At 62.8% G+C, this 22,510-nt stretch carries 20 protein-coding genes; 12 read left to right on the top strand and 8 right to left on the bottom strand.

The features are described 5' to 3' along the window. Nucleotides 1-537: 537 nt before the first annotated feature. The 5 genes from C6A77_RS20680 to dksA all read right to left on the bottom strand — a co-directional run bounded on the left by C6A77_RS20680 (nucleotide 538) and on the right by dksA (nucleotide 6,757). Nucleotides 538-1,977: a sigma-54 dependent transcriptional regulator gene (locus C6A77_RS20680; RefSeq protein ID WP_114171142.1), complete on the bottom strand. Its 1,440-nt coding sequence runs from the start codon at nucleotides 1,975-1,977 to the stop codon at nucleotides 538-540. Between the two features lie 4 nt (nucleotides 1,978-1,981). Beyond that, nucleotides 1,982-4,957 carry a sensor histidine kinase gene (locus C6A77_RS20675; RefSeq protein WP_161959683.1) on the bottom strand — a complete coding sequence of 992 codons (2,976 nt, stop codon included), beginning with the start codon at nucleotides 4,955-4,957 and terminating at the stop codon, nucleotides 1,982-1,984. Continuing rightward, nucleotides 4,941-5,117 carry a hypothetical protein gene (locus tag C6A77_RS20670; protein WP_003250005.1) on the bottom strand — a complete coding sequence of 59 codons (177 nt, stop codon included), beginning with the start codon at nucleotides 5,115-5,117 and terminating at the stop codon, nucleotides 4,941-4,943. Before C6A77_RS20670 ends, C6A77_RS20675 begins: the two co-directional genes overlap by 17 nt. A 244-nt stretch (nucleotides 5,118-5,361) precedes the next feature. After that, complete coding sequence (gene gluQRS / locus C6A77_RS20665) at nucleotides 5,362-6,249, bottom strand: tRNA glutamyl-Q(34) synthetase GluQRS (RefSeq protein ID WP_114171140.1); 888 nt, start codon at nucleotides 6,247-6,249, stop codon at nucleotides 5,362-5,364. 64 nt (nucleotides 6,250-6,313) lie between these two features. Next, complete coding sequence (gene dksA, locus C6A77_RS20660) at nucleotides 6,314-6,757, bottom strand: RNA polymerase-binding protein DksA (protein ID WP_114171139.1); 444 nt, start codon at nucleotides 6,755-6,757, stop codon at nucleotides 6,314-6,316. Between the two features lie 210 nt (nucleotides 6,758-6,967). Here dksA and C6A77_RS20655 point away from each other — a divergent pair, with 210 nt between their 5' ends. Beyond that, nucleotides 6,968-8,140 (top strand): pyridoxal phosphate-dependent aminotransferase, encoded by a 1,173-nt coding sequence (locus C6A77_RS20655; RefSeq protein ID WP_114171138.1) that lies wholly within the window; start codon nucleotides 6,968-6,970, stop codon nucleotides 8,138-8,140. Further along, the gene (sfsA, locus tag C6A77_RS20650) at nucleotides 8,140-8,853 is read left to right on the top strand and encodes a DNA/RNA nuclease SfsA (protein WP_114171137.1); all 714 of its coding nucleotides are present in this window, start codon (nucleotides 8,140-8,142) and stop codon (nucleotides 8,851-8,853) included. Before C6A77_RS20655 ends, sfsA begins: the two co-directional genes overlap by 1 nt. Here the strand turns inward: sfsA and C6A77_RS20645 are convergent. Continuing rightward, nucleotides 8,816-9,160 (bottom strand): Rieske (2Fe-2S) protein, encoded by a 345-nt coding sequence (locus C6A77_RS20645; protein WP_114171136.1) that lies wholly within the window; start codon nucleotides 9,158-9,160, stop codon nucleotides 8,816-8,818. The two genes, sfsA and C6A77_RS20645, sit on opposite strands and share 38 nt — an antisense overlap. A gap of 107 nt (nucleotides 9,161-9,267) precedes the next feature. Between C6A77_RS20645 and C6A77_RS20640 the strand changes: the two genes are divergently transcribed. Then, a complete protein-coding gene (locus C6A77_RS20640; RefSeq protein ID WP_114171135.1) occupies nucleotides 9,268-10,152 on the top strand; it encodes a ChaN family lipoprotein in 885 nt (294 codons plus the stop codon). Between the two features lie 177 nt (nucleotides 10,153-10,329). On the opposite strand, the gene C6A77_RS20635 is transcribed toward C6A77_RS20640, so the two are convergent. Beyond that, nucleotides 10,330-10,608, bottom strand: a complete 279-nt coding sequence (locus C6A77_RS20635) for a TfoX/Sxy family protein (RefSeq protein WP_114171134.1) — start codon at nucleotides 10,606-10,608, stop codon at nucleotides 10,330-10,332. 241 nt (nucleotides 10,609-10,849) lie between these two features. Continuing rightward, nucleotides 10,850-12,412, bottom strand: coding sequence for a bifunctional aminoglycoside phosphotransferase/ATP-binding protein (locus C6A77_RS20630; protein WP_114171133.1), 1,563 nt, complete (start codon nucleotides 12,410-12,412; stop codon nucleotides 10,850-10,852). A 114-nt stretch (nucleotides 12,413-12,526) separates the two neighbouring features. On the opposite strand from C6A77_RS20630, the gene mrcB reads away from it, so the two are divergent. The 9 genes from mrcB to msrQ all read left to right on the top strand — a co-directional run bounded on the left by mrcB (nucleotide 12,527) and on the right by msrQ (nucleotide 22,404). Next, nucleotides 12,527-14,848, top strand: a complete 2,322-nt coding sequence (gene mrcB / locus C6A77_RS20625; protein ID WP_114171132.1) for a penicillin-binding protein 1B — start codon at nucleotides 12,527-12,529, stop codon at nucleotides 14,846-14,848. Between the two features lie 15 nt (nucleotides 14,849-14,863). Continuing rightward, nucleotides 14,864-15,667 carry a tetratricopeptide repeat protein gene (locus tag C6A77_RS20620; protein WP_114171131.1) on the top strand — a complete coding sequence of 268 codons (804 nt, stop codon included), beginning with the start codon at nucleotides 14,864-14,866 and terminating at the stop codon, nucleotides 15,665-15,667. After that, entirely contained in the window at nucleotides 15,667-15,999 is a 333-nt protein-coding gene (locus C6A77_RS20615; protein ID WP_114171130.1) for a YqcC family protein, read from the top strand. Before C6A77_RS20620 ends, C6A77_RS20615 begins: the two co-directional genes overlap by 1 nt. A gap of 408 nt (nucleotides 16,000-16,407) precedes the next feature. Next, nucleotides 16,408-18,132 carry an acetolactate synthase 3 large subunit gene (locus C6A77_RS20610; protein WP_114171151.1) on the top strand — a complete coding sequence of 575 codons (1,725 nt, stop codon included), beginning with the start codon at nucleotides 16,408-16,410 and terminating at the stop codon, nucleotides 18,130-18,132. A gap of 1 nt (nucleotide 18,133) precedes the next feature. Then, nucleotides 18,134-18,625, top strand: a complete 492-nt coding sequence (ilvN, locus tag C6A77_RS20605; RefSeq protein WP_003250040.1) for an acetolactate synthase small subunit — start codon at nucleotides 18,134-18,136, stop codon at nucleotides 18,623-18,625. Between the two features lie 56 nt (nucleotides 18,626-18,681). After that, nucleotides 18,682-19,698, top strand: coding sequence for a ketol-acid reductoisomerase (gene ilvC / locus C6A77_RS20600; protein WP_054885606.1), 1,017 nt, complete (start codon nucleotides 18,682-18,684; stop codon nucleotides 19,696-19,698). 150 nt (nucleotides 19,699-19,848) lie between these two features. Next, nucleotides 19,849-20,700, top strand: coding sequence for a CDP-diacylglycerol--serine O-phosphatidyltransferase (pssA, locus tag C6A77_RS20595; RefSeq protein WP_009685387.1), 852 nt, complete (start codon nucleotides 19,849-19,851; stop codon nucleotides 20,698-20,700). A 79-nt stretch (nucleotides 20,701-20,779) separates the two neighbouring features. Further along, a complete protein-coding gene (gene msrP / locus C6A77_RS20590) occupies nucleotides 20,780-21,793 on the top strand; it encodes a protein-methionine-sulfoxide reductase catalytic subunit MsrP (RefSeq protein WP_114171129.1) in 1,014 nt (337 codons plus the stop codon). Then, nucleotides 21,793-22,404 (top strand): protein-methionine-sulfoxide reductase heme-binding subunit MsrQ, encoded by a 612-nt coding sequence (gene msrQ / locus C6A77_RS20585; protein ID WP_114171128.1) that lies wholly within the window; start codon nucleotides 21,793-21,795, stop codon nucleotides 22,402-22,404. The genes msrP and msrQ overlap by 1 nt, the downstream gene beginning before the upstream one ends. Nucleotides 22,405-22,510 lie beyond the last annotated feature (106 nt).

Raw genomic sequence — 22,510 nt, 5'->3', positions numbered from 1 at the left:
GTCGATCCAACCAGTTCAGGCGCTGCTTTAGTGCAGTTTTTGTTGTTCTCTGCCTGGTTGTGGGGCAAGCCCCAAACACGCATCCTCTCCAAAAGAATCAGTTAGCTGCGCCTCCGCCGTCTTGTTTTTATTGTGCGTGAGCCGTTTCGTCTTGTTCTTATTCTGAGTTGCAGTGCTTGTTATTGTTCTTGTACCAGACATATAGCAGGTGCCGTGCCAACTTTACGAAACCTAGTAAAATCAAGGGGTTGAAGGCGGTTGGCGGTTTTTGCACGGCCGAAAATGTCGAAATTTCGTTACCTTACGCCTCGGGAACTGTTACGGCGGAAAGCTTGGGTAACAGATTTTTGCGGGAGCTGATGTGTTACTTGGGGTGTGTGCGCTGGCTTTGCCGGCCTTTCGCGGGCACGCCCGCTCCCACATGGGTTGCACCACCCTTTAGGGCAGTGAAATTCCTGTGGGAGCGGGCATGCCCGCGAAGAGGCCGGTGAGGCTGACAGAGAAGGGCAGGAGGAACCTCCCGCCCAGGCAAATCGGTTATTCGCTGGTCGCGTTGCTCTTGCGCCGTGGAATGCCCAGGCGCTGGCGGCGTTCCCACAGGCATTTGCGGCTGACCCCGAGCTTGCGGGCCAGCTCGGTTTCGGTCATGTGGTCCTGGTGCTCGAGCACGAAGTGCTGGAAGTAGTCTTCCAGCGACAGATCCTCGGTCGGCTCATGGCTGGCATTGGTTGCACTGGCCACGGCCAGGGCATTTTCGAGGATTTCGTCCTCCTCCAGGTCGCCCAGCTCGATGTCGATGCCCAGCAGGTCGGCAGAAATTTCTGCACTCTCGCTGAGAATGACCGCACGCTCCACGGCGTTTTCCAGCTCTCGCACGTTACCCGGCCAGCTGTAGTGACGAATGGCTTGCTCGGCTTCCGCCGAAAAGTGCAGGTCGTCACGGCCGATGCGCGCGCTCTGGCGGGCGAGGAAGGCGCTGGCGATCTCGTTGACGTCGCTGCCACGTTCGCGCAGGGCCGGCAATTTCAAAGCGATCACGTGCAGGCGGTAATACAGGTCCTCACGGAACTGGCCGGCCTTGGCCAGGTTCTTCAGGTCGCGGTGGGTCGCGGCGATCAGGCGCACATCGACCTTTTGCGACTGTACCGAACCCACCCGGCGAATCTCGCCTTCCTGCAGCACGCGCAGCAGACGGGCCTGGGCTTCCAGGGGCAATTCGCCGATTTCATCGAGGAACAGGGTACCGCCGTCGGCCGCTTCCACCAGGCCGGCACGCCCGGCGCTGGCGCCGGTGAACGCGCCTTTTTCGTGGCCGAACAGTTCGGACTCGATCAGCGTCTCGGGAATGGCTGCGCAGTTCACCGAAATCATCGGTGCCTTGGCCCGGCGCGACAGGTTGTGCAGGGCGCGGGCCACCAGCTCTTTACCGGTCCCCGACTCGCCCTGGATCAGCACGTTGGAGTCGGTGGGCGCGACCTTGCGGATCTTGCTGTACATGTCTTGCATCGGCGGGCACGAGCCGATGATGCCGATTTCACCGTTGGCCGCGGTGCTGCCTTTGTCGGCCGGGGCAGCCTTGCCATTGCTGGCGCGTGGCTCGGCAGCCGGTGCCGCAGCCGGGGCGTTCTGCCGGTCGCGCAGGATACGTGCCACGGCCTGCAGCATCTCGTCGTGGTCGAAGGGTTTGGCGATGTAGTCCACCGCGCCCATCTTCATCGAGTCCACTGCCGAGCGCAGGCTGGCGTAGCTGGTCATGATCAGCACCGGGGTGCCCTGGCCGAGCTTGATCAGCTCGGTGCCAGGCGCGCCTGGCAGGCGCAGGTCACTGACGATCAGGTCGAAGGTGGCAATGCTGAAGCGTTCCTGGGCTTCCTGCACCGAGCCGGCTTCGCTGACCTGGTACTGGTTCCGCTCGAGCAGGCGACGCAAGGCCGAGCGGATGATGGTTTCGTCTTCGACGATCAGAATGTGCGGCATTGATTCAATTCTCTCGACGGTCTCGAATTTCTGGGGACGTCGCTACGACATGCCGGGGCAGGGTCACGCGGATCCGGGTGCCACGTTGCCGTTCGATATCGGCCGGGCTGTCGATGGTGATTTGCCCATAATGCTCTTCCACGATGGAATAGACCAGAGCGAGCCCCAGTCCGGTTCCTTCGCCCGGGTCCTTGGTGGTGAAGAAGGGTTCGAACAGGCGGTCCATGATGCTCTTCGGGATGCCGCTGCCCTCGTCCTCGACGATCAGGTCGACGGTATGCTCGCTGACTTCGCTGCGCACCCGCACGGCGCTGCCGGGGGGCGAGGCGTCGCGGGCGTTGGAGAGCAGGTTGATCAGCACCTGGGCGAGGCGCTGCGGGTCCCCTTCGGCCCAGTGGTCCGGGTCGCAGAGGTTGAAGAACTGTACTTCGAAATTGCGCCGGTTCAACGCCAGCAGACCGATGGCGTCCTGCGCCACTTCGGCCAGGCACACCGGTTCTTCGCTGTTCTGGTGGCTGCCGCCGGCATGGGCGAAGCTCATCAGCGACTGGACGATGCGCGATACCCGCTTGGTCTGTTCGAGAATCTGGCTGGACAGCTCGATTATCTCGCCGTCGCCTTCGCGTTCCTCGCGCAGGTTCTGCGCCAGGCAGGCGATGCCGGTGATCGGGTTGCCGATCTCGTGGGCCACGCCGGCGGCCAGGCGGCCGATGCTGGCCAGGCGCTCGGAGTGCACCAGCTTGTCTTCCAGCGCCTGGGTCTCGGTCAGGTCTTCTACCAGCAGCACCAGGCCGCTGTTACCCGGGGCCAGCGGCTCGTCGATCGCCGCCTTGTGCAGGTTCAGCCAGCGTGGCTGGCCGTCCAGCACCAGGCGCTGCTTGTGCAGGTGCTCGTCGGGCACGTTGATGAAGCCTTGCAGCAGGCCGCGCCAGGGTTCGCTGATGGTGACCAGGCGCGACCCGACCACGTGCTTGGCGGCGATACCGGTGAGCTCCTCCATGGCCTTGTTCCACATCAGGATTTCCTGGTCCTTGGCCAGCGAGCAGACGCCCATCGGCAGTTCCTGCAGGGTCTGACGGTGATAACGGCGCAGGGCATCGAGTTCGGCGGCCAGGCCGGTCAGGCGCGAGTGGTAGTCTTCCAGGCGGCTTTCGATGAAGTGGATGTCCTCGGTCACGTAGTTTTCGTTACCGGACTTGTACGGCAGGAACGTCTCGACCATGTCCTGGGCCACGCTCGGCCCCATCAGGCCGGACAGGTTGGCCTCGATGCGGTCGCGCAGGCGGCGCAAGGCATACGGGCGGCGCTCGTCGAACGGCAGGTAGAGGTCGCGCAGGGCTTGCTCCACTTCTTTTTGCGCGGCCTTGGCACCGAGTGGCTTGGCCAGCTGGGTGGCGAATTCCTGCGGCGAGGCGGCGTGCAGCTCACGGCGTTGCGGGCGGCGCACGTTGTCCACCGCACAGGCCTCGGCTGCGCTGACTTCTTCGGTACTGGCGTTGGTGAACAGCGAGATCAGGGTGAACAGCAGCACGTTGGCCGCCAGCGAGGCGATGGCCGCCATGTGCCAGCTGGTGTCGTCCAGCACGTAGATCATGTCCAGCAGCGGGATGTAGAAGCCTTGCAGGTTGCCCAGCAGCGGCAACAGCATGGTCACCATCCAGACCAGGGTGCCGGCCAGCAGGCCGGCGATGAAGCCACGGCGGTTGGCGGTGGGCCAGTACAGCACCGACAACACCCCCGGCAGGAACTGCAAGGTGGCGACGAAGGCGACGATGCCCAGGTTGGCCAGGCTCTGGTGGTTGTTCTGGGTCAGGTAGAACATGAACCCGGCAGTGATGATGGCGACGATCAGCGCGCGGCGGGTCCACTTCAGCCAGCGGTAGATGTTGCCTTCGGCCGGCGGCTGGTACAGCGGCAGCACCAGGTGGTTGAGGGCCATGCCCGACAGGGCCAGCGTGGTGACGATGATCAGGCCACTGGCCGCCGACAGGCCGCCGATGTAGGCCAGCAGCGCCAGTGCCTGGTTGTTGGCGGCAATCCCCAGGCCCAGGGTGAAGTACTCGGGGTTGGTGCTGGCGCCCAGGCGCAGGCCGGCCCACAGCACCAGCGGCACGGCCAGGCTCATCAGCAGCAGGAACAGCGGCAGGCCCCAGCTGGCGCTGACCAGCGAGCGTGGGTCGAGGTTTTCGGTGAAGGCCATGTGGTACATGTGCGGCATGACGATGGCCGAGGCGAAGAACACCAGCAGCAGGGTGCGCCACGGGCCTTCCTGCAAGGGCGTGTGCAGCGCCGCCAGGGCAGTCTGGTTCTGTAGCAGCCACACTTCCAGTTCGTGCGGGCCGCCGAACACGCCATACAGGGCGTACAGGCCGATGCCACCCAGGGCCAGCAGCTTGATCACCGATTCGAAGGCGATGGCGAACACCAGCCCTTCGTGTTTTTCGCGCGTGGCGATGTGCCGCGAGCCGAAGAAGATGGTGAACAGGATGATCAGCGCGCAGAAGGCGAAGGCCACCCGGGCCTTGACCGGTTCACCGGTGAGGATGCTGATCGAGTCGGCCACCGCCTGGATCTGCAGAGCCAGCAAGGGCAGCACGCCGATCAGCATGATGATGGTGGTCAGCGCCCCGGCCCAGGTGCTGCGGAAGCGGAACGCCAGCAGGTCGGCCAGCGACGACAGCTGGTAGGTGCGGGTGATCTTGAGGATCGGGTAGAGCAGCACCGGCGCCAGCAGAAACGCGCCGGACACCCCCAGGTAACAGGCGAGGAAGCCATAGCCGTACTGGTAGGCCAGGCCCACCGAGCCATAGAAGGCCCAGGCACTGGCGTACACGCCCAGCGACAGGGTGTAGGTCAGCGGGTGGCGAATGATCGAACGCGGGATCAGCCCCCGCTCGCTGATCCAGGCCACGCCGAACAGCACCATGAGGTACGCGGCGCTGATCAGGATCATCTGGGTCAGGCTAAAGCTCATCGGCATCTCGTTGGCTCTGCAGGATGAAGGTGACGACGATCAGGATCAGCCAGAGCAGGTAAGGGCGATACCAGGCTCCGGTCGGTTCGATCCACCAGTCCATGATGGCCGGGGAGAACAGGTAGATCCCCACGACCAGAAGCAGGACCAAACGATAGATGTACATGCTGGCCTCGATGGTTGGGCGCTGCGGGCTTGGACTTATTATTGGCGCAAATGGCTGGGGGGATGCTAGCGGGAATCCATGGTGTTCGCCAAGAGTTTGAATTTATTGGGCTTTTGTTTTTGCGAGTGGGTTGCCTGTGCCGGCCTCTTCGCGGGTGAACCCGCTCCCACAGGTAATGCGCTTTCCTCAGGTTTGGTTAGGACCCTGTGGGAGCGGGTTTACCCGCGAAAGGGCCGGACCTGCCTCAGCGCAAATCCGCCTCTGGCACTGTGGTCCGTTGCGCAATCGCCTCGGGCTTCCACTGCGTGCGGGCCACCGCCAGCACTTCGGCCGGCGTTGCCTGCAGCAACTCTGGGTCTGCTTCTTGCCCCAGCGCGCGCAATGCCCGCAACAACAGCGGCGTCGCCTGGTCCGCCTGCAACGGCGGCGAGCGGTACGATTTGCCCAGCTTGTGCCCGTCCGGCTGCACGATCAGCGGAACATGCAGGTAGCGCGGCTGCGAAAAGCCCAGCAGCTCTTGCAGGTACAGCTGGCGCGGGGTGTTGTCGAGCAGGTCGGCGCCGCGCACGATGTCGGTAATACCCTGCCAGGCATCGTCCAGCACCACCGCCAGCTGGTACGCATACAGCCCGTCGCGGCGCTGGATGACGAAATCGCCCACTTCACGCCCCAGGTGTTGCGCGAACTCGCCCTGCACCCGGTCGGTAAAGCGGTAGATCAGCTCCGGCACGCGCAAGCGGATCGCCGCGCCTTCGCGGGCATGCCCGGCGTTGCGGCACAAGCCCGGGTAGATACCGTGGTAGCCCTCCAGCTGCTTGCGCGAGCAGGTGCAGGCATAAGCCAGGCCCATGTTGAACAGGCGCTCGACCACGGCGGCATAGGCGTCGTGTCGCTGGCTCTGGAACACCACTTCGCCATCCCACTCCAGGCCGTAGCGCTCCAGCGTCTGCAGGATCGCGTCGCGGGCGCCGGGCATTTCCCTTGGTGGGTCGGTGTCTTCCATGCGCAGTAGCCAGCGGCCGTTGACCGCGCGGGCGTCGAGCCAGGAGGCGAGGGCGGCGACCAGCGAACCGAAGTGCAGGAAGCCGCTGGGAGTGGGGGCGAAGCGCCCGATGTAGCTGGAGTCGGTCATGGTCTGGCTGGGTATATAAATGAAACGGGGCGCATGATGCGCCCCGTTCAGGTGGAAATGAAGATCAGCCTTTGCCGACCGTTTTTTCCTTTTTCTCGGCAATTTCCTTGCAGTCGAAGCACAGGTCGGCGGTCGGACGGGCTTCCAGGCGACGCAGGCCGATTTCGATGCCGCACGATTCGCACCAGCCGTACTCGTCGGCCTTGATCTTGTCGAGGGTCTTGTCGATTTTCTTGATCAGCTTGCGCTCGCGATCGCGGTTGCGCAGCTCGAGGGCGAATTCTTCTTCCTGGCTGGCGCGGTCGGCCGGGTCGGGGAAGTTGGCTGCCTCGTCCTTCATGTGATCCACAGTGCGGTCGACACTGTTCATCAGCTCTTGCTTCCAGGCGCCGAGAAGCTTGGTGAAGTGCTTCTTCATGGGCTCGCCCATGTACTCTTCACCCTTGGATTCTACGTAAGGCTCGACACCGTACATGGTCTGGGCTTTTTGCTTTTCTACGGTGGACATGAATAGACCGCCTCTCACTCATCTGATCCAATGCGCAGGCTGCTCCATCTCCGGCACCCGCCGGCCCTGCGACTGCGAGCCGCCGAACTTACCAGATAGATCGGGGGTGCGCTACCCCGCCCGATCCTGCTAGTTGACACCGGCCTGAGCGGTACGTTCGATCGCTTGCAGAGGTAGAATCTCCAGTTTAGACCCTATTGAGAGAAGGTCATGGCCCACCCTTACAGCGCGCGCAGTCGCGCCATCGAACCGTTCCATGTCATGGCGCTGCTGGCCCGGGCCAACGAGCTGCAGGCGGCCGGGCACGATGTGATCCATCTGGAAATCGGCGAGCCGGATTTCACCACCGCCGCGCCCATCGTTGCCGCCGGCCAGGCCGCGCTGGCCGCCGGGCACACCCGCTACACCGCCGCGCGCGGCCTGCCGGCGCTGCGCGAAGCCATTGCCGGGTTCTACGGCCAGCGTTATGGCCTGGCCGTCGACCCTGAACGCATTCTTATCACCCCGGGTGGCTCCGGTGCGCTGCTGCTGGCCAGCAGCCTGCTGGTCGACCCGGGCAAGCACTGGCTGCTGGCTGACCCGGGCTACCCGTGCAACCGCCACTTCCTGCGCCTGGTCGAAGGCGGCGCGCAGCTGGTACCGGTAGGCCCGGAGGTGAATTACCAGCTGACCGCCGACCTGGTCGAGCGCTACTGGGACAAGGACACCGTCGGCGCCCTGGTCGCTTCGCCAGCGAACCCGACCGGCACCGTGCTGGGGCGTGACGAACTGGCCAGCCTTGCCAAGGCCACCCATGAGCGCCACGGCCATCTGGTGGTGGACGAGATCTACCATGGCCTGACCTACGGCATGGACGCCCCCAGCGTGCTGGAAGTGGACGACTCGGCGTTCGTTCTGAATAGTTTTTCCAAGTATTTCGGCATGACCGGTTGGCGCCTTGGCTGGCTGGTCGCCCCACCTGGCGCCGTGGCCGACCTGGAAAAGCTGGCGCAAAACCTGTACATCAGCGCGCCAAGCATGGCCCAGCATGCCGCACTGGCGTGCTTCCAGCCGCAGACCCTGGCCATTTTCGAGGAGCGCCGCGCCGAGTTCGCCCGCCGTCGCGACTACCTGCTGCCCGCCCTGCGCGATCTGGGCTTCCGCATTGCGGTCGAGCCGCAGGGGGCGTTCTACCTGTATGCCGATATCAGTGCCTTTGGCGGTGACGCGTTCGCCTTCTGTCGGCACTTCCTGGAAACCGAACACCTGGCCTTTACCCCGGGCCTGGACTTCGGCCGCCACCTGGCCGGGCACCATGTGCGCTTTGCCTACACGCAGAGCCTGCCGCGCCTGGAAGAAGCGGTGCAGCGCATTGCCCGCGGCCTGCGGAGCTGGCAAGGCTGATGCAGTTCTTTCCTCCACTCGAACAGGGCCGCCTGCTGCGCCGCTACAAACGCTTTTTGGCGGATATCGAACTGGCCAACGGCGAGCAAATGACCATCCACTGCCCGAATACCGGCTCCATGCTCAACTGCATGCGTGAGGGCGGGCGGGTGTGGTTCAGCCGCTCCAACGACCCCAAACGCAAGTTGCCTGGCACCTGGGAAATCAGCGAAACGCCGCAGGGGCGGCTGGCCTGCGTGAACACGGGGCGGGCCAATACGCTGGTAGAAAACGCCCTGCGTGCGGGCATCATCGCCGAACTGGCCGGCTTCACCGCACTGCGGCGCGAAGTGGCATATGGTGAGGAGGGCAGCCGCATCGATTTCCGCCTGGAGTTCGACGGGGCCCCGGCCTATGTCGAGGTCAAGAGCGTGACCCTGGGCTACCCCGACAGTACGGTCGCGGCGTTCCCTGATGCGGTGACCCAACGCGGTGCCAAGCACCTGCGCGAGCTGGCGAAGCTGGCCCGGCAGGGCGTGCGTGCGGTGCAGCTGTATTGCGTGAACCTGACCGGTGTCGACGCGGTGCGCCCGGCCGAGGAGATCGACGCAGCCTATGCCCAGGCCCTGCGCGTCGCAGTGGCGGAAGGGGTAGAGGTGCTGGCTTATGGCACGCGCCTGGATGCTGCAGGCATCGTCATCGACCGCCGTCTGCCGGTGCTGCTGGGTCCGTGAACCAGATGCCTTGGCTGTTTTCATGGCAGCCCAGGGCCTGTAGTTGTTCGCCCTCGCAGGGGCCAGCCACGCATTCGCCGCTTTCGATCAGAAACAGCGCGCCGTGATGGGCGCAATGGATGAGGCTGGCGCTGTCATCGAGAAAGGCGTCTTGTGCCCAGTTCAGCGCGATGCCCCGGTGCGGGCAACGGTTGCGGTACAGGTAGGCCTGGCCCTGGCGACGCACGCCGAACAGTTCGATGCCGTCTACGCTGAAGGCGCGGCTCTGGCCTTCGAGCAGGCCGTGGGGAGGACAAAGGAAGTGCATGACAGGTAGGCGCGGCGGTCGCCATGGTTGGCGGCAAGGACGGGGAGCATCCCACAATTAGCCGGTGCAGACCAGATGCGTTGTTCAGTGACACGGAGGTAATGCCCATGCGACATCCGCTGCTGTGCGCTTTCTCGCTGTGCCTGGCGCTGGTACAGGGTGGTTGCCAGGCCAGCCTGGCGCCGCTACCCGCCTGGCAGAGCAGCGAGGGGCGCACGCATGCTGAACTGGGGCACATTGTCGATCTTGCCAGCGGGCAGCTGATAAGCCCGGAAATGTTGCTGCAGCGATTGGCTCTCGCGCCGCGCGTGCTGGTCGGCGAAAAACACGACAACCCTGACCACCACGCCCTGCAGTTGTGGCTGTTGCGTGCCCTGCAAAGCCAGCGCCCCCAGGGCAGCCTGTTGCTGGAAATGCTGCAACCCGAACAGCAACCGCTGCTCGATACATTGGCCAGGCAACCGCTGCCGGCAGATTTGCCCAAGGCATTGGCCTGGCAGGAGGGCTGGGACTGGCAGTTGTATGGACCAATCGTGACCGAAGCCTTGCAGCAGCATGTGCCTTTGCTGGCCGCCAACCTCTCGCCGGCCGAGATGCGCCAGGCCTATCGCCAGCCGGTGGCGTTAGTAGGCGAACGCTCCAATGCGCCGGCGGTAACGGCTGCCTTGCTGGAGCAGGTGCGTGCCGGGCACTGCGGGATGCTGCCAGAAAGCCAGCTGCCGGCGATGCTGGCCGTGCAGCAACAGCGGGACCGGCGCATGGCCGAGCAGCTGTTGGTGGCGCCGCAGCCGGCACTGCTGTTGGCCGGGGCTTATCACGTGCGCAAGGATGTGGGCGTGCCGTTGCACCTTGCTGACCTGCAAGCGCAAGGGGTGGGCAAGGTGCTGCTGTTGGCCGAGGTGGGCGCGCAGGTCGAGGCGGTAGAGGCTGATTACGTGTGGTACACGGCGGCGATGCCGGAGCGGGACTATTGCGCGCAACTACGGCGATAACGCACCCAAACGGCAAAAAAAGACCCGGCAAATTGCCGGGTCAATAACCGTGATTAGCCTGATGAGGAGATAATCTGAGAGTCCGAACCAGGGGCTCTTAGCTTATCCAACCAGTCTCGCGACCAGTTGCGGTAATCATAACCATTCTCATTACGGCGTCAATCCCTTTCCCGCCATTTATTTCTGATTTTTTTGCGCAGGGCTTTTGGCATCCAGTTGTTGGTTGAGTGCTTCTTTGCGTTCGCGTGGCAAATCGTTCCAGTGCATGTCCAGCAGGGCGCCTTCAATGGCATACAACAGCACCTTCGATGCGCGGAACCCACGTGTCTTCACGGCCTGGTACGCACCCACCGCGCCCAGGCGGCGCAGATCCGATGCACTGTGGATGCCAGCTGCATGCAGCCACTGCGCAGAGGTCTTGCCAAGGTTCTTCAGATGCTGCAATTCATCGTTCATCGAGCCTCCTTGCGATGGCTGAACGGGTTTGGGGATAAATCGCGAGCAGGTCAGAGAGGAGTGTAGCGGGGGTTCGGAAATGCGCGGCTTTTTGCCATCGGGGCGATGAGAGGCGGGGGCTGAACCGGCCTCTTCGCGGGTGAACCCGCTCCCACAGGCACTACGCCAGCCTTGAGCCTTGCACAGCACTTTGTGGGAGCGGGCGAGCCCGCGAAGAGGCCAGAACAGGAAGTCCTTGAGCTTACAGCCCCGGCAAGCGCTGGCGAATCTGCTCGATCACCTGGTCCATGCTGCCGCCATCCTGGGTATCGACGCGGGTGCTCTGCACCAACTCCTGGGCGTCCAGCGGTTCACGGCTGGCCTGCTGCGCCTTGACCACTTCCAGGGTCGCATCCGACGGGTCGGTGTTTGCTGCCTGGCGCTGCTCCAGCCAGCTGGCGATGACCGCCTCCGGCGCATGGCAGTCAAGAATCAGGAACGGCACGCCGGTCTGGCTGGCGATGTCGGCCGCGGCCTGGCGCTGCTCGCGCTTGAGGTAGGTGGCATCCAGCACCACCGGGAAACCGGCGCGCAACACGGTCGCCGCCACCTCGTGCAGGCGCTGGTAGGTCGCTGCACTGGCGTCCTGCGCATAGATGCCGGCACTCAGCTGGCCGCCGTCGGCCTGCTGCTGTTCGCCGAACAGGCGCTTGCGTTCCACATCCGAGCGCACGCGGACCGCGCCCAGGGCCTCGACCATGCGCATGGCCACGTGGCTTTTGCCCACCGCCGAAACACCGTGGGTGATCGCCAGCAGGCGCGACGGGATGGCGCTGTAGCTTTCTGCCAGGTTGGCGTAGTTGCGGTAGGTGCGCAGTGTGGTGGCGCGCTGCACGCCATCGGCCTCGGCCGGCATGCTGAACAGTGCCACCTTGGCCCGCACCAGTGCACGGTAGGCTTTGTAGAAGTTCAGCAGCTCCAGGCCTTCGTAGTCGCCGGTCAGTTCCAGGTACTGGCTGATGAAGCGCCGGGCCAGGCATTTCAGGCCGCGGTCTTCCAGGTCCATGGCCAGGAAGGCGGTGTCGGCATACACATCGGTCAGGCGGAACGGTTCGTTGAACTCGATGCAGTCGAAGATCACCACCTTGCCATCGATCAGGGTGGCGTTGCCCAGGTGAATGTCACCATGGCATTCGCGGATGAAGCCGTTGGCCTTGCGCTTTTCCAGCAGGCCATGCAGGCGCTCGAAGCTGCTGCGGGCCCAGGCCTGCAAGGCGTCGAGTTGCTGCAGGTCGGCCTTGTCATTGAGGAACGGGCGAATCTGTTCGAAGTTCTGTTCCACTGGCGCCATCACGCTGTCGGGCGTGCCCAGCGGGTGCTCCACCGGCACGCGCGGCGCCTGCAGGTGGAACTCGGCGATCTGCCGGGCCATCTGGTCGATGTGCGCGGCGTTCAGCTCGCCATTGGCCTGCAGGGTGCTGAGCATCTGCCCCTGGGGGAACTGGCGCATTTTCAGCACGTATTCGATGGCTTCGCCGTCGCCGCCGAGTTGCGGTGCGTCAACGCTGCCGGTGATCGGCAGCACTTGCAGGTACAGGCCTTCGGTCAGGCGCTGGTTCAGGCGCAGCTCTTCGTTGCAGAAGTGCTGGCGCTGGTCCAGGCCAGTGAAGTCGAGGAAGCCGAAGTTCATCGGCTTCTTGATCTTGTAGGCGTACTCGCCGGTGAGCAGGACCCATGAGATGTGCGTCTCGATGAGCTGGAACCCATCCACGGGGTGGGGGTACAGGGCTGGGTTCTGCAACGCAGTGATAAGAGCTTGGCTCACGGCAAATCCTTCCGGGGCAGGGAATTCGAATGCGCCATTATGGTCAATGGTGCCGTCCCTGCCTACCGCCGGGCCGTCTGCCCAGCCTTTATAAAGTGCGTATAATCCGCCGCCATGACCCGAACCCGAAATCCCCGTACCCCTCAGAAACGCCCGACCGGCCGCTCCCGCGCCTGGCTGGGCTGGGCTTTGAAGCTCAGCCTGGTAGGCCTGGTGATCGTTGCCGGCTTCGCGGTTTACCTTGATGCCGTCGTCCAGGAAAAGTTTTCCGGCAAGCGCTGGACCATCCCGGCCAAAGTGTATGCACGGCCGCTGGAGCTGTTCACTGGCCAGAAGCTGAGCAAGAACGACTTCCTCACCGAACTGGACGCGCTCGGCTACCGGCGTGAAAGCGCGGCCAACGGCCCCGGTGCGGCTTCGGTCAATGGCAACACGGTCGACCTCAATACCCGTGGCTTCCAGTTCTACGAGGGCATGGAGCCGGCGCAGTTCGTGCGTGTGCGCTTCTCTGGCGATTACGTGGCGGGCCTTTCCGGGGCCAATGGCAAGGCCCTCGATGTGGTGCGCCTGGAGCCGCTGATGATCGGCGGCATCTACCCGAAAAACCTCGAAGACCGCATCCTGATCAAGATCGACCAGGTACCGCCGTACCTGCTCGAAACCCTGGTGGCGACCGAAGACCGCGATTTCTACAGCCACTTCGGCGTGTCGCCCAAGTCGATTGCCCGGGCCATGTGGGTCAACACCTCGGCAGGTTCCATGCGCCAGGGCGGCAGTACCCTGACCCAGCAGTTGGTGAAGAACTTCTACCTCACCAGCGAGCGCAGCCTCAGCCGCAAGCTGACTGAAGCAATGATGGCCGTGTTGCTGGAACTGCACTACGACAAGCGCGAAATTCTCGAGGCCTACCTCAACGAAGTGTTCGTTGGCCAGGATGGTCAGCGTGCGGTGCACGGTTTCGGCCTGGCCAGCCAGTTCTTCTTCAGCCAGCCGCTGTCAGAGCTGAAGCTGCACCAGATCGCCTTGCTGGTGGGCATGGTCAAGGGGCCGTCCTACTACAACCCGCGTCGCTATCCCGAGCGCGCCCTGGCCCGCCGCAACCTGGTACTCGACCTGGTGGCCGAGCAGGGCGTGGCCAGCCAGGCGGAAGTCGATGCGGCCAAGCAGATGCCGCTGGGCGTGACCAAGCGCGGCAGCTTGGCCGACAGCTCGTTCCCGGCCTTCCTCGACCTGGTCAAGCGTCAGCTGCGCCAGGACTACCGCGACGAAGACTTGACCGAAGAAGGCCTGCGCATTTTCACCAGCTTCGACCCGATCCTGCAGATGAAGGCCGAAACCTCGATGAGCGAGACCTTCAAGCGCCTGGCAGGGCGCAAGGGGGCTGACGAGGTGGAATCGGCGATGGTCGTGACCAACCCGGAAACCGGTGAAGTGCAGGCCTTGATCGGCAGCCGTCAGTCAGGTTTCGCCGGCTTCAACCGTGCCATCGATGCGGTGCGCCCGATCGGCTCGCTGGTCAAGCCGGCGGTGTACCTGACCGCGCTGGAGCAGCCGACCAAGTACACCCTGACCAGCTGGGTGCAGGACGAGCCGTTCTCGGTCAAAGGTGCCGACGGCCAGGTCTGGCGCCCGCAAAACTACGACCGCCGCCCGCATGGCACCATCTACCTGTACCAGGGGCTGGCCAACTCCTACAACCTGTCGACCGCCAAGATCGGCCTGGAAGTCGGCGTGCCCAACGTGATCAAGACCATTGGCCGGCTGGGCGTGAATGTCGACTGGCCCGCCTTCCCGGCCATGCTGCTGGGCGCCGGCGGCATGTCGCCGATGCAGGTCGCGACCATGTACCAGACCATCGCCAACGGCGGCTTCAATACGCCGATGCGCGGCATCCGCAGCGTCCTCACCGCCGAGGGCGAGCCGCTCAAGCGTTACCCGTTCCAGATCCAGCAGACCTTCGACCCAGGGGCCATCTACCTGGTGCAGAACGCCATGCAGCGGGTGATGCGCGAAGGCACTGGCCGTTCGGTCTACAGCAGCTTGCCGCGTACCCTGACCCTGGCGGGCAAGACCGGTACCAGTAACGATTCGCGCGACAGCTGGTTCTCCGGCTTTAGCCAGGATTTGCTGGCGGTGGTATGGATGGGCCGCGACGACAACGGCAAAACGCCGTTTACCGGCGCTACCGGTGCCTTGCAGGTGTGGACCAGCTTCATGAAGAAAGCCGACCCGCTGCCGCTGGACATGCCGCAACCGGACAACGTGGTGCAAGCCTGGATTGACCCGTACAGTGGCCATGGGTCTGATGGCAGCTGTCCGGGAGCGGTGCAGATGCCGTATATTCGCGGGAGTGAACCGCCCGCCGGCGCGACCTGTGGCGGCGAGCAGGATCCAGTTGAATCGGTCATGGACTGGGTCAAGGGCTGGATGAATTAAGCACAGGCTGCATTGATGAGGTGTGACGTGAACAAGTGGCTGTTTCCTGCCGTGACGGCGCTGGCTGTGCTTCAGGGCTGCGCCAGCGTCCCGCGCGGCAATATTCCGGTGGTCGATTCGAGCACCCGCGTGTCCAACAGCGAACGCGTGACGGCCAACCGCTCGGCGGCTGGCTACAACACGGGCACCGCGCAGGCGCAAACGCTGCCGGAGGACTCCGGGGTGACCGTGATGATCCCGCAGGGCGCTGGCGCCTCGGGCATCCAGACATTCCCGGCAAACAATGGCGCGGCGCCGATCAGCACTTCGCCGATTACGCCAGGCCCGATCACGACAGGCCCAGTCAGTTCGGCGCCGATGGCCACCAACCCCAACCCGATCGCCGACGAACCCTTCGACATCGCGTCGATGAACAGCACCCCGTCAAGCACCAGCGCGCCAACCGGTATTCCGCGTAGCGGCGCCGCTGCGGGTGGCCTGTCGGCCGATGAGCAGCTGGACGGCCCGGTGCTGGCGCTGTTGACCACCGCCAAGACTCAGCAGGGCAGCGGCGACTTCAACGGTGCCGCTTCCAGCCTGGAGCGTGCCCAGCGCATTGCCCCGCGCGAGCCGCAGGTGCTCTACCGCCTGGCCCAGGTGCGCCTGTCGCAGGGTGATGCGCCGCAGGCCGAGCAACTGGCGCGTCGTGCGCTGACCTACGCCAACGGTCGCCCGAGTCTGCAAGCCGAGCTGTGGAACACCATCGCCCAGGCCCGCGAGAAACAGGGCGATAGCGCCGGTGCTGCACTGGCCCGGCAAAAGGCACAGGTCAATTCCTGATGATCGAGCAGCGTATTCTGGATATTGCCGACCACTTGCTGCTGATCGAACGGGAGCTGCAGGTGCAAGGCTGGTGGGATGACGAGCCGCCGAGTGACGAAGCACTGGCCAGTACCGTGCCTTTCGCCGTTGATACCCTCAGTTTCGAGCAGTGGTTGCAGTGGATCTTCCTGCCCCGCATGAAGATCATCATCGAGCTGGGCCAGCCGTTGCCCAACGCCTCCGGCATCCTGGTCATGGCCGAAACGGTATTTACCGAGCGGCCGGAGCAAAGTCGCGAGCTACGCCGCCTGTTGGCAGCATTTGACCAATTGATTGCTCCTTCCGCCTGATTTCTTCAGTTTTTCCTTCAAGGGCCGCAGATTGTGGCCCTTTTTTGTGGAAATCTTATTTATTCTGCTGCTGAAGCGATTTTTAGTGGTGGCAGGAATTCATCTTGGGGAAAAATTGGCAATAATTTTTCTTGACTTGTTGGCGCTGAATCAGAAGAATCCAATCTCCGCTGTAGAGGGACTGCCAGAAGCAGACCCGCTAAGCAGATCATGAGGCGCACACCCGCGCCGACCTGTTACACCCCGCAACGCGTTACCTCGCGCTGGGTGGGAAAACCCCGCAACACTCTGGGGCGCTCCCAATACTTGCTCAGTCAGTGCTGACGTTCGCTCATGCTCTGCTTGGCAGTAAACCTATTAAGACCCGTCCAGTGAGGGCGGTATTCTGGCGTTTTAGAGGTGAACAACGTGGAGCTTTTATCTGGCGCTGAGATGGTCGTCCGCTTCTTGCGTGACGAAGGCGTTAAGCACATCTACGGGTACCCTGGTGGTGCTCTCCTGCATGTTTACGACGCACTGTTCAAGGAACCGGAAGTCGAGCACATCCTGGTTCGCCACGAGCAGGCGGCTACCCATATGGCGGACGGCTACGCCCGCGCCACCGGCAAGGCCGGTGTGGTGCTGGTAACCTCCGGCCCAGGCGCGACCAATGCCATTACCGGTATTGCCACCGCCTACATGGACTCCATCCCGATGGTCATCCTGTCCGGCCAGGTGCCTAGCACCATGGTAGGTACCGATGCCTTCCAGGAAACCGACATGATCGGTATTTCGCGGCCTATCGTGAAGCACAGCTTCATGATCAAACACGCCAGCGAAATCCCCGAAGTTCTGAAAAAAGCATTCTACCTGGCGCAATCCGGTCGCCCAGGTCCGGTCGTGGTCGACATTCCAAAAGATATGACCAACCCGGCCGAGAAGTTCGAATACGTCTACCCGAAGAAGGTCAAGCTGCGCTCCTACAGCCCGGCGGTACGCGGCCACTCCGGCCAGATCCGCAAGGCCGCCGAGATGCTGCTGGCAGCCAAGCGCCCGATCGTCTACGCCGGTGGCGGCGTGATCCTCGGTGGGGGCTCCGAAGCCCTGACCGAAATCGCCAAGGCGTTGAACCTGCCGGTCACCAATACCCTGATGGGTCTGGGTGGCTTCCCGGGTACCGACCGCCAGTTCCTCGGCATGCTCGGCATGCACGGCAGCTTCACCGCGAACATGGCGATGCACCATGCCGACGTCATCTTCGCTGTCGGAGCGCGCTTCGACGACCGCGTGGTCAACGGCCCGGCCAAGTTCTGCCCGAACGCCAAGATCATCCACATCGACATCGACCCGGCGTCGATTTCCAAGATGATCAAGGCCGATGTGCCAATCGTCGGCCCGGTCGACAGCGTGCTCGGCGAAATGCTCGCCATCCTCAAGGAAATCGGCGAGCAGCCTGACAAGGCGGCGCTGGATGCCTGGTGGAAGCAGATCGACGAATGGCGTGGCGATGGCGAGCTGTTCCCTTACGACAAGGGCGACGGCAATGTCATCAAGCCGCAGAAAGTGATCGAAACCCTGTGCGAAGTGACCCATGGCGATGCCTTCGTCACTTCCGATGTCGGTCAGCACCAGATGTTCGCGGCGCAGTACTACCGCTTCAACAAGCCGAACCGCTGGATCAACTCCGGTGGCCTGGGCACCATGGGCTTCGGCTTCCCGGCGGCGATGGGCGTCAAGCTCAACTTCCCGGATCAGGACGTGGCCTGCGTGACGGGCGAAGGCAGCATCCAGATGAACATCCAGGAGCTGTCCACCTGCATGCAGTACGGCCTGCCGGTGAAGATCGTCAACCTGAACAACGGTGTGTTGGGCATGGTTCGCCAGTGGCAGGACATGGCCTACAACGGTCGTCACTCGCACTCGTACGTCGAGTCGCTGCCGGACTTCATCAAGCTGGCCGAGGCCTATGGCCATGTGGGTATCCGCATCACCAGCCTGAAGGACCTCAAGCCGAAGCTGGAAGAAGCGTTTGCGATGAAGGACCGCCTGGTGTTCATCGACATCGCGGTTGACCGCAGCGAGCACGTCTATCCGATGCAGATCAAGGACGGCTCGATGCGTGACATGTGGCTGAGCAAGACGGAGCGTACCTGATATGCGGCACATCATTTCCCTGCTGCTGGAAAACGAACCTGGTGCGTTGTCCCGTGTGGTCGGCCTGTTCTCCCAGCGTAACTACAACATTGAAAGCCTGACCGTGGCGCCGACCGAAGACCCGACCCTGTCGCGTCTGACGCTGACCACCGTTGGCCATGACGAAGTGATCGAACAGATCACCAAGAACCTGAACAAGCTGGTCGAAGTGGTCAAGCTTGTCGACCTGTCGGAAAGCGCTCACATCGAGCGTGAACTGATGCTGGTCAAGGTCAAGGCCACCGGTGCCCAGCGCGCCGAGATCAAGCGCACCACGGATATCTTCCGTGGCCAGATCGTCGATGTGACCGCCAGCGTGTACACCGTACAGCTGAGCGGCACCAGCGACAAACTGGACAGCTTCATCCAGGCCATCGGCACTGCATCGATTCTCGAAACCGTGCGCAGCGGCGTTACCGGCATTGCCCGTGGCGACAAAGTGCTCAGCATCTGAATTCCAAAAATTAGCGATGGCTCCGCAGGGGCCGAGATATAACCAGGGGTATTTTCATGAAAGTTTTCTACGATAAAGACTGCGACCTTTCCATCATCCAGGGTAAGAAAGTCGCCATCATCGGTTACGGTTCCCAGGGCCACGCCCAAGCGTGCAACCTGAAGGACTCCGGTGTAGATGTCACCATCGGTCTGCGTAAAGGTTCGGCCACCGTTGCCAAGGCAGAAGCCCACGGCCTGAAAGTGACCGACGTTGCCTCCGCCGTCGCTGCTGCCGACCTGGTCATGATCCTGACCCCGGACGAATTCCAGGGCCAGCTGTACAAGCAGGAAATCGAGCCGAACATCAAGAAGGGCGCTACCCTGGCCTTCTCCCACGGCTTCGCGATCCACTACAACCAGGTCGTCCCGCGTGCCGACCTCGACGTGATCATGATCGCGCCGAAGGCACCTGGCCACACCGTGCGCTCCGAGTTCGTCAAGGGCGGCGGTATCCCTGACCTGATCGCCATCTACCAGGACGCTTCGGGCAATGCCAAGAACGTTGCACTGTCGTACGCTTCGGGCGTTGGCGGCGGCCGTACCGGCATCATCGAAACCACCTTCAAGGACGAAACCGAAACCGACCTGTTCGGTGAGCAGGCCGTTCTCTGCGGCGGTACCGTCGAGCTGGTCAAAGCCGGTTTCGAAACCCTGGTCGAAGCTGGCTACGCGCCGGAAATGGCTTACTTCGAGTGCCTGCACGAGCTGAAGCTGATCGTTGACCTCATGTACGAAGGCGGTATCGCCAACATGAACTACTCGATCTCCAACAACGCCGAATACGGTGAGTACGTAACCGGTCCGGAAGTCATCAACGAAGAATCCCGCAAGGCCATGCGCAACGCCCTGAAGCGCATCCAGGACGGCGAGTACGCGAAGATGTTCATCTCCGAAGGTGCTACCAACTACCCATCGATGACCGCCAAGCGCCGCAACAACGCCGCTCACGGCATCGAAATCATCGGCGAGCAGCTGCGCTCGATGATGCCGTGGATCTCGGCTAACAAAATCGTCGACAAGACCAAGAACTGATTCTTGTCGAAAGATTAAAAACGCGGCTTCGGCCGCGTTTTTTCGTTCTGACAGTCAGCTTCTGGTATAAAGCAGACCAGTGGCCTGTCGTCAGAACCCGTTTTGCAGGCCCGTGTCGAACATTTTCCATCCTGTTGCAAGGTACCCTCCATGAGCGAACGTCCCGAAGAGCCGAACAAGCCCTCCGACGCCGAAAGCCTGCTACCTGTCGATGAGCACGTTGAAGAAGGGCATGACGCCGAAGGCCGCAAGGTGCGCCACCGTGGCATCTATCTGCTGCCCAACCTGTTTACCACCGCCAACCTGTTTGCCGGTTTCTATTCCATCATCAGCTCGATGAGCGCGCAGAGCGCCCTGAGTGCCGGTGACCCGCGCGAGGCGAGCAAGTATTTCGCCTTCGCCGCGATCGCCATCTTCGTGGCCATGGTGCTCGACGGCCTCGACGGCCGCGTCGCGCGCATGACCAACACCCAGAGCGCCTTCGGTGCCGAGTACGACTCGCTGTCGGACATGGTCGCCTTTGGTGTGGCGCCGGCCTTGCTGGCCTTCGGCTGGGCGCTGGGTGACATGGGCAAGGTCGGCTGGATGGTCGCCTTCATTTATGTCGCTGGCGCGGCGCTGCGTCTGGCGCGTTTCAATACCCAGGTCGGCACCGCCGACAAACGCTACTTCATCGGTCTGGCCAGCCCGGCGGCCGCCGGCGTGGTGGCGGGTACCGTATGGGCGTTCAGCGACTACGGCATCCAGGGCTCCAAGCTGTCGTTCCTGGTGGCGCTGCTGGTGGCCGCTGCCGGCATGCTGATGGTCAGTAACATCAAGTACAACAGCTTCAAGGAGCTGGACCTCAAGGGCCGGGTACCGTTCGTGGCGATCCTTGCCGTGGTGCTGGTGTTTGCCGTGGTGTTCAGCGACCCGCCGCGCATCCTGCTGCTGATCTTCCTCGCCTATGCGGCTTCCGGGCCGATCCAGTTCCTGCTGAAGTCGCGCCGTCGCAAGGCGTGACAATCATTTAATGCTGGAATAACGCTCCGGCTCCATAGTCTTACTGGTACATCCGTTATCCAGTGCTGTGGAGCCGTCCATGCTCATCAAGCTACCCAGGTCTTCCGAATGCAAGGCGTCGGAGATCACCCCCGAAAGCATCTACCTTTCCCGCCGAACCCTGCTGGGCGGTTCCCTGGCCGGCCTGGCCCTAGGGGCATTGCCTGGCACGGTTGGCGCGGCTGAGGCCACGCGTTATGCCGATGTACCGGCTGGTAGCGCGCCGGCCTGGTTTGCCGACAAGCTTGCTGCCACCCATTGGCAGGCAGTAACGGCCGGGAACGAGGCGATCACGCCGTTCAAGGACGCCACCCACTACAACAACTTCTACGAGTTCGGCCCCGACAAGGGCGACCCGGCGGCCAATGGCGACAGCCTGCAGACCGAGCCGTGGAGCGTGGTGGTCGATGGCGAAGTGGGCAAGCCTGGGCGCTATGCGCTGGAAGACTTGGTCAAACCGTACCAGCTTGAAGAGCGCATCTACCGGCTGCGTTGCGTAGAGGCGTGGTCGATGGTCATTCCGTGGCTGGGTATCCCGTTGGCGCAGGTGCTCAAGCAGGTCGAGCCGACTTCCCGGGCGCGCTATGTGCGCTTCGAAACCTTGAAAGACCCGCAGCACATGCCCGGCCAGCGTTCCGGTTTTGCCTTGATCGACTGGCCCTATAGAGAAGGCTTGCGTCTGGATGAGGCGATGCACCCGTTGGCGATACTGGCGGTGGGCATGTATGGCCGGGAGTTGCCCAACCAGAATGGCGCGCCGCTACGCCTGGTGGTGCCGTGGAAGTATGGCTTCAAGAGCATCAAGTCGATCGTGCGGATCAGCCTGGTGGCCGAACAGCCCGGCACCACCTGGGAAGGGCTTGCGCCTGATGAGTATGGCTTTTATGCCAACGTGAACCCGACCGTCGACCATCCGCGCTGGAGCCAGGCACGTGAGCGGCGCCTGCCCAGCGGGCTATTCAGCCCCAATGTGCGGGAGACGCAGATGTTCAATGGTTATGCCGATGAAGTGGCATCGCTGTACGCCGGGCTCGATCTGCGGAAGAACTACTGATGCGCTACCCCTGGTTGCGTCTGGCCATCTTCGTCGTCGGCTGCCTGTTCCCGGTGTGGTGGTTGTATGAGGCGGCGATGAATCTGCTGGGGCCTGATCCCGGAAAAATCATGATGGACCGGTTGGGGCTTGGGGCGCTGACCTTCCTGTTGGTTACCTTGAGCATGACGCCATTGCAGAAACTGACGGGGTGGTCGGGCTGGATCGTGGTGCGCCGGCAGCTGGGGTTGTGGGTGTTCGCTTATATCGTGCTGCACATCCTGGCCTACCTGTTCTTTATCCTTGGCCTGGATTGGGGGCAGTTGGCGGTGGAGCTGCGCAAACGGCCCTACATTATTGTGGGGGCGCTGGGGTTTCTTGGGTTGCTGGGGTTGGCAGTTACCTCCAACCGGTATAGCCAGCGGCGCTTGGGGGCGCGGTGGAAGAAGCTGCACAGGTTGGTGTACGCGGTGCTGGGGTTGGGCTTGCTGCATTTCCTGTGGATCGTGCGTTCGGATCTGCGGGAGTGGGCGATCTACGGGTTCATCGGGGCTGTACTGATGCTGCTGCGGGTTCCTGCTGTCGCGCGGGCGTTGCCCAGGATGCTGCAGCGGCGGAGAAGAGCGCTTTGAAACATTTTTGCAATTAAAGGTTGACGGGGTTTCGAATCGCCTTATAATGCGCCCCACTTCCAGCGACATCGGAACGACAAACTCCTTGAAATTCAAAGAGTTAAGT

The organism is Pseudomonas sp. AFG_SD02_1510_Pfu_092 (assembly GCF_003331055.1).
Classification (GTDB): Bacteria; Pseudomonadota; Gammaproteobacteria; order Pseudomonadales; family Pseudomonadaceae; genus Aquipseudomonas.
Note: the sequence above shows the minus strand (reverse complement) of the source record. Positions and strands in the feature narration are given on the sequence as shown.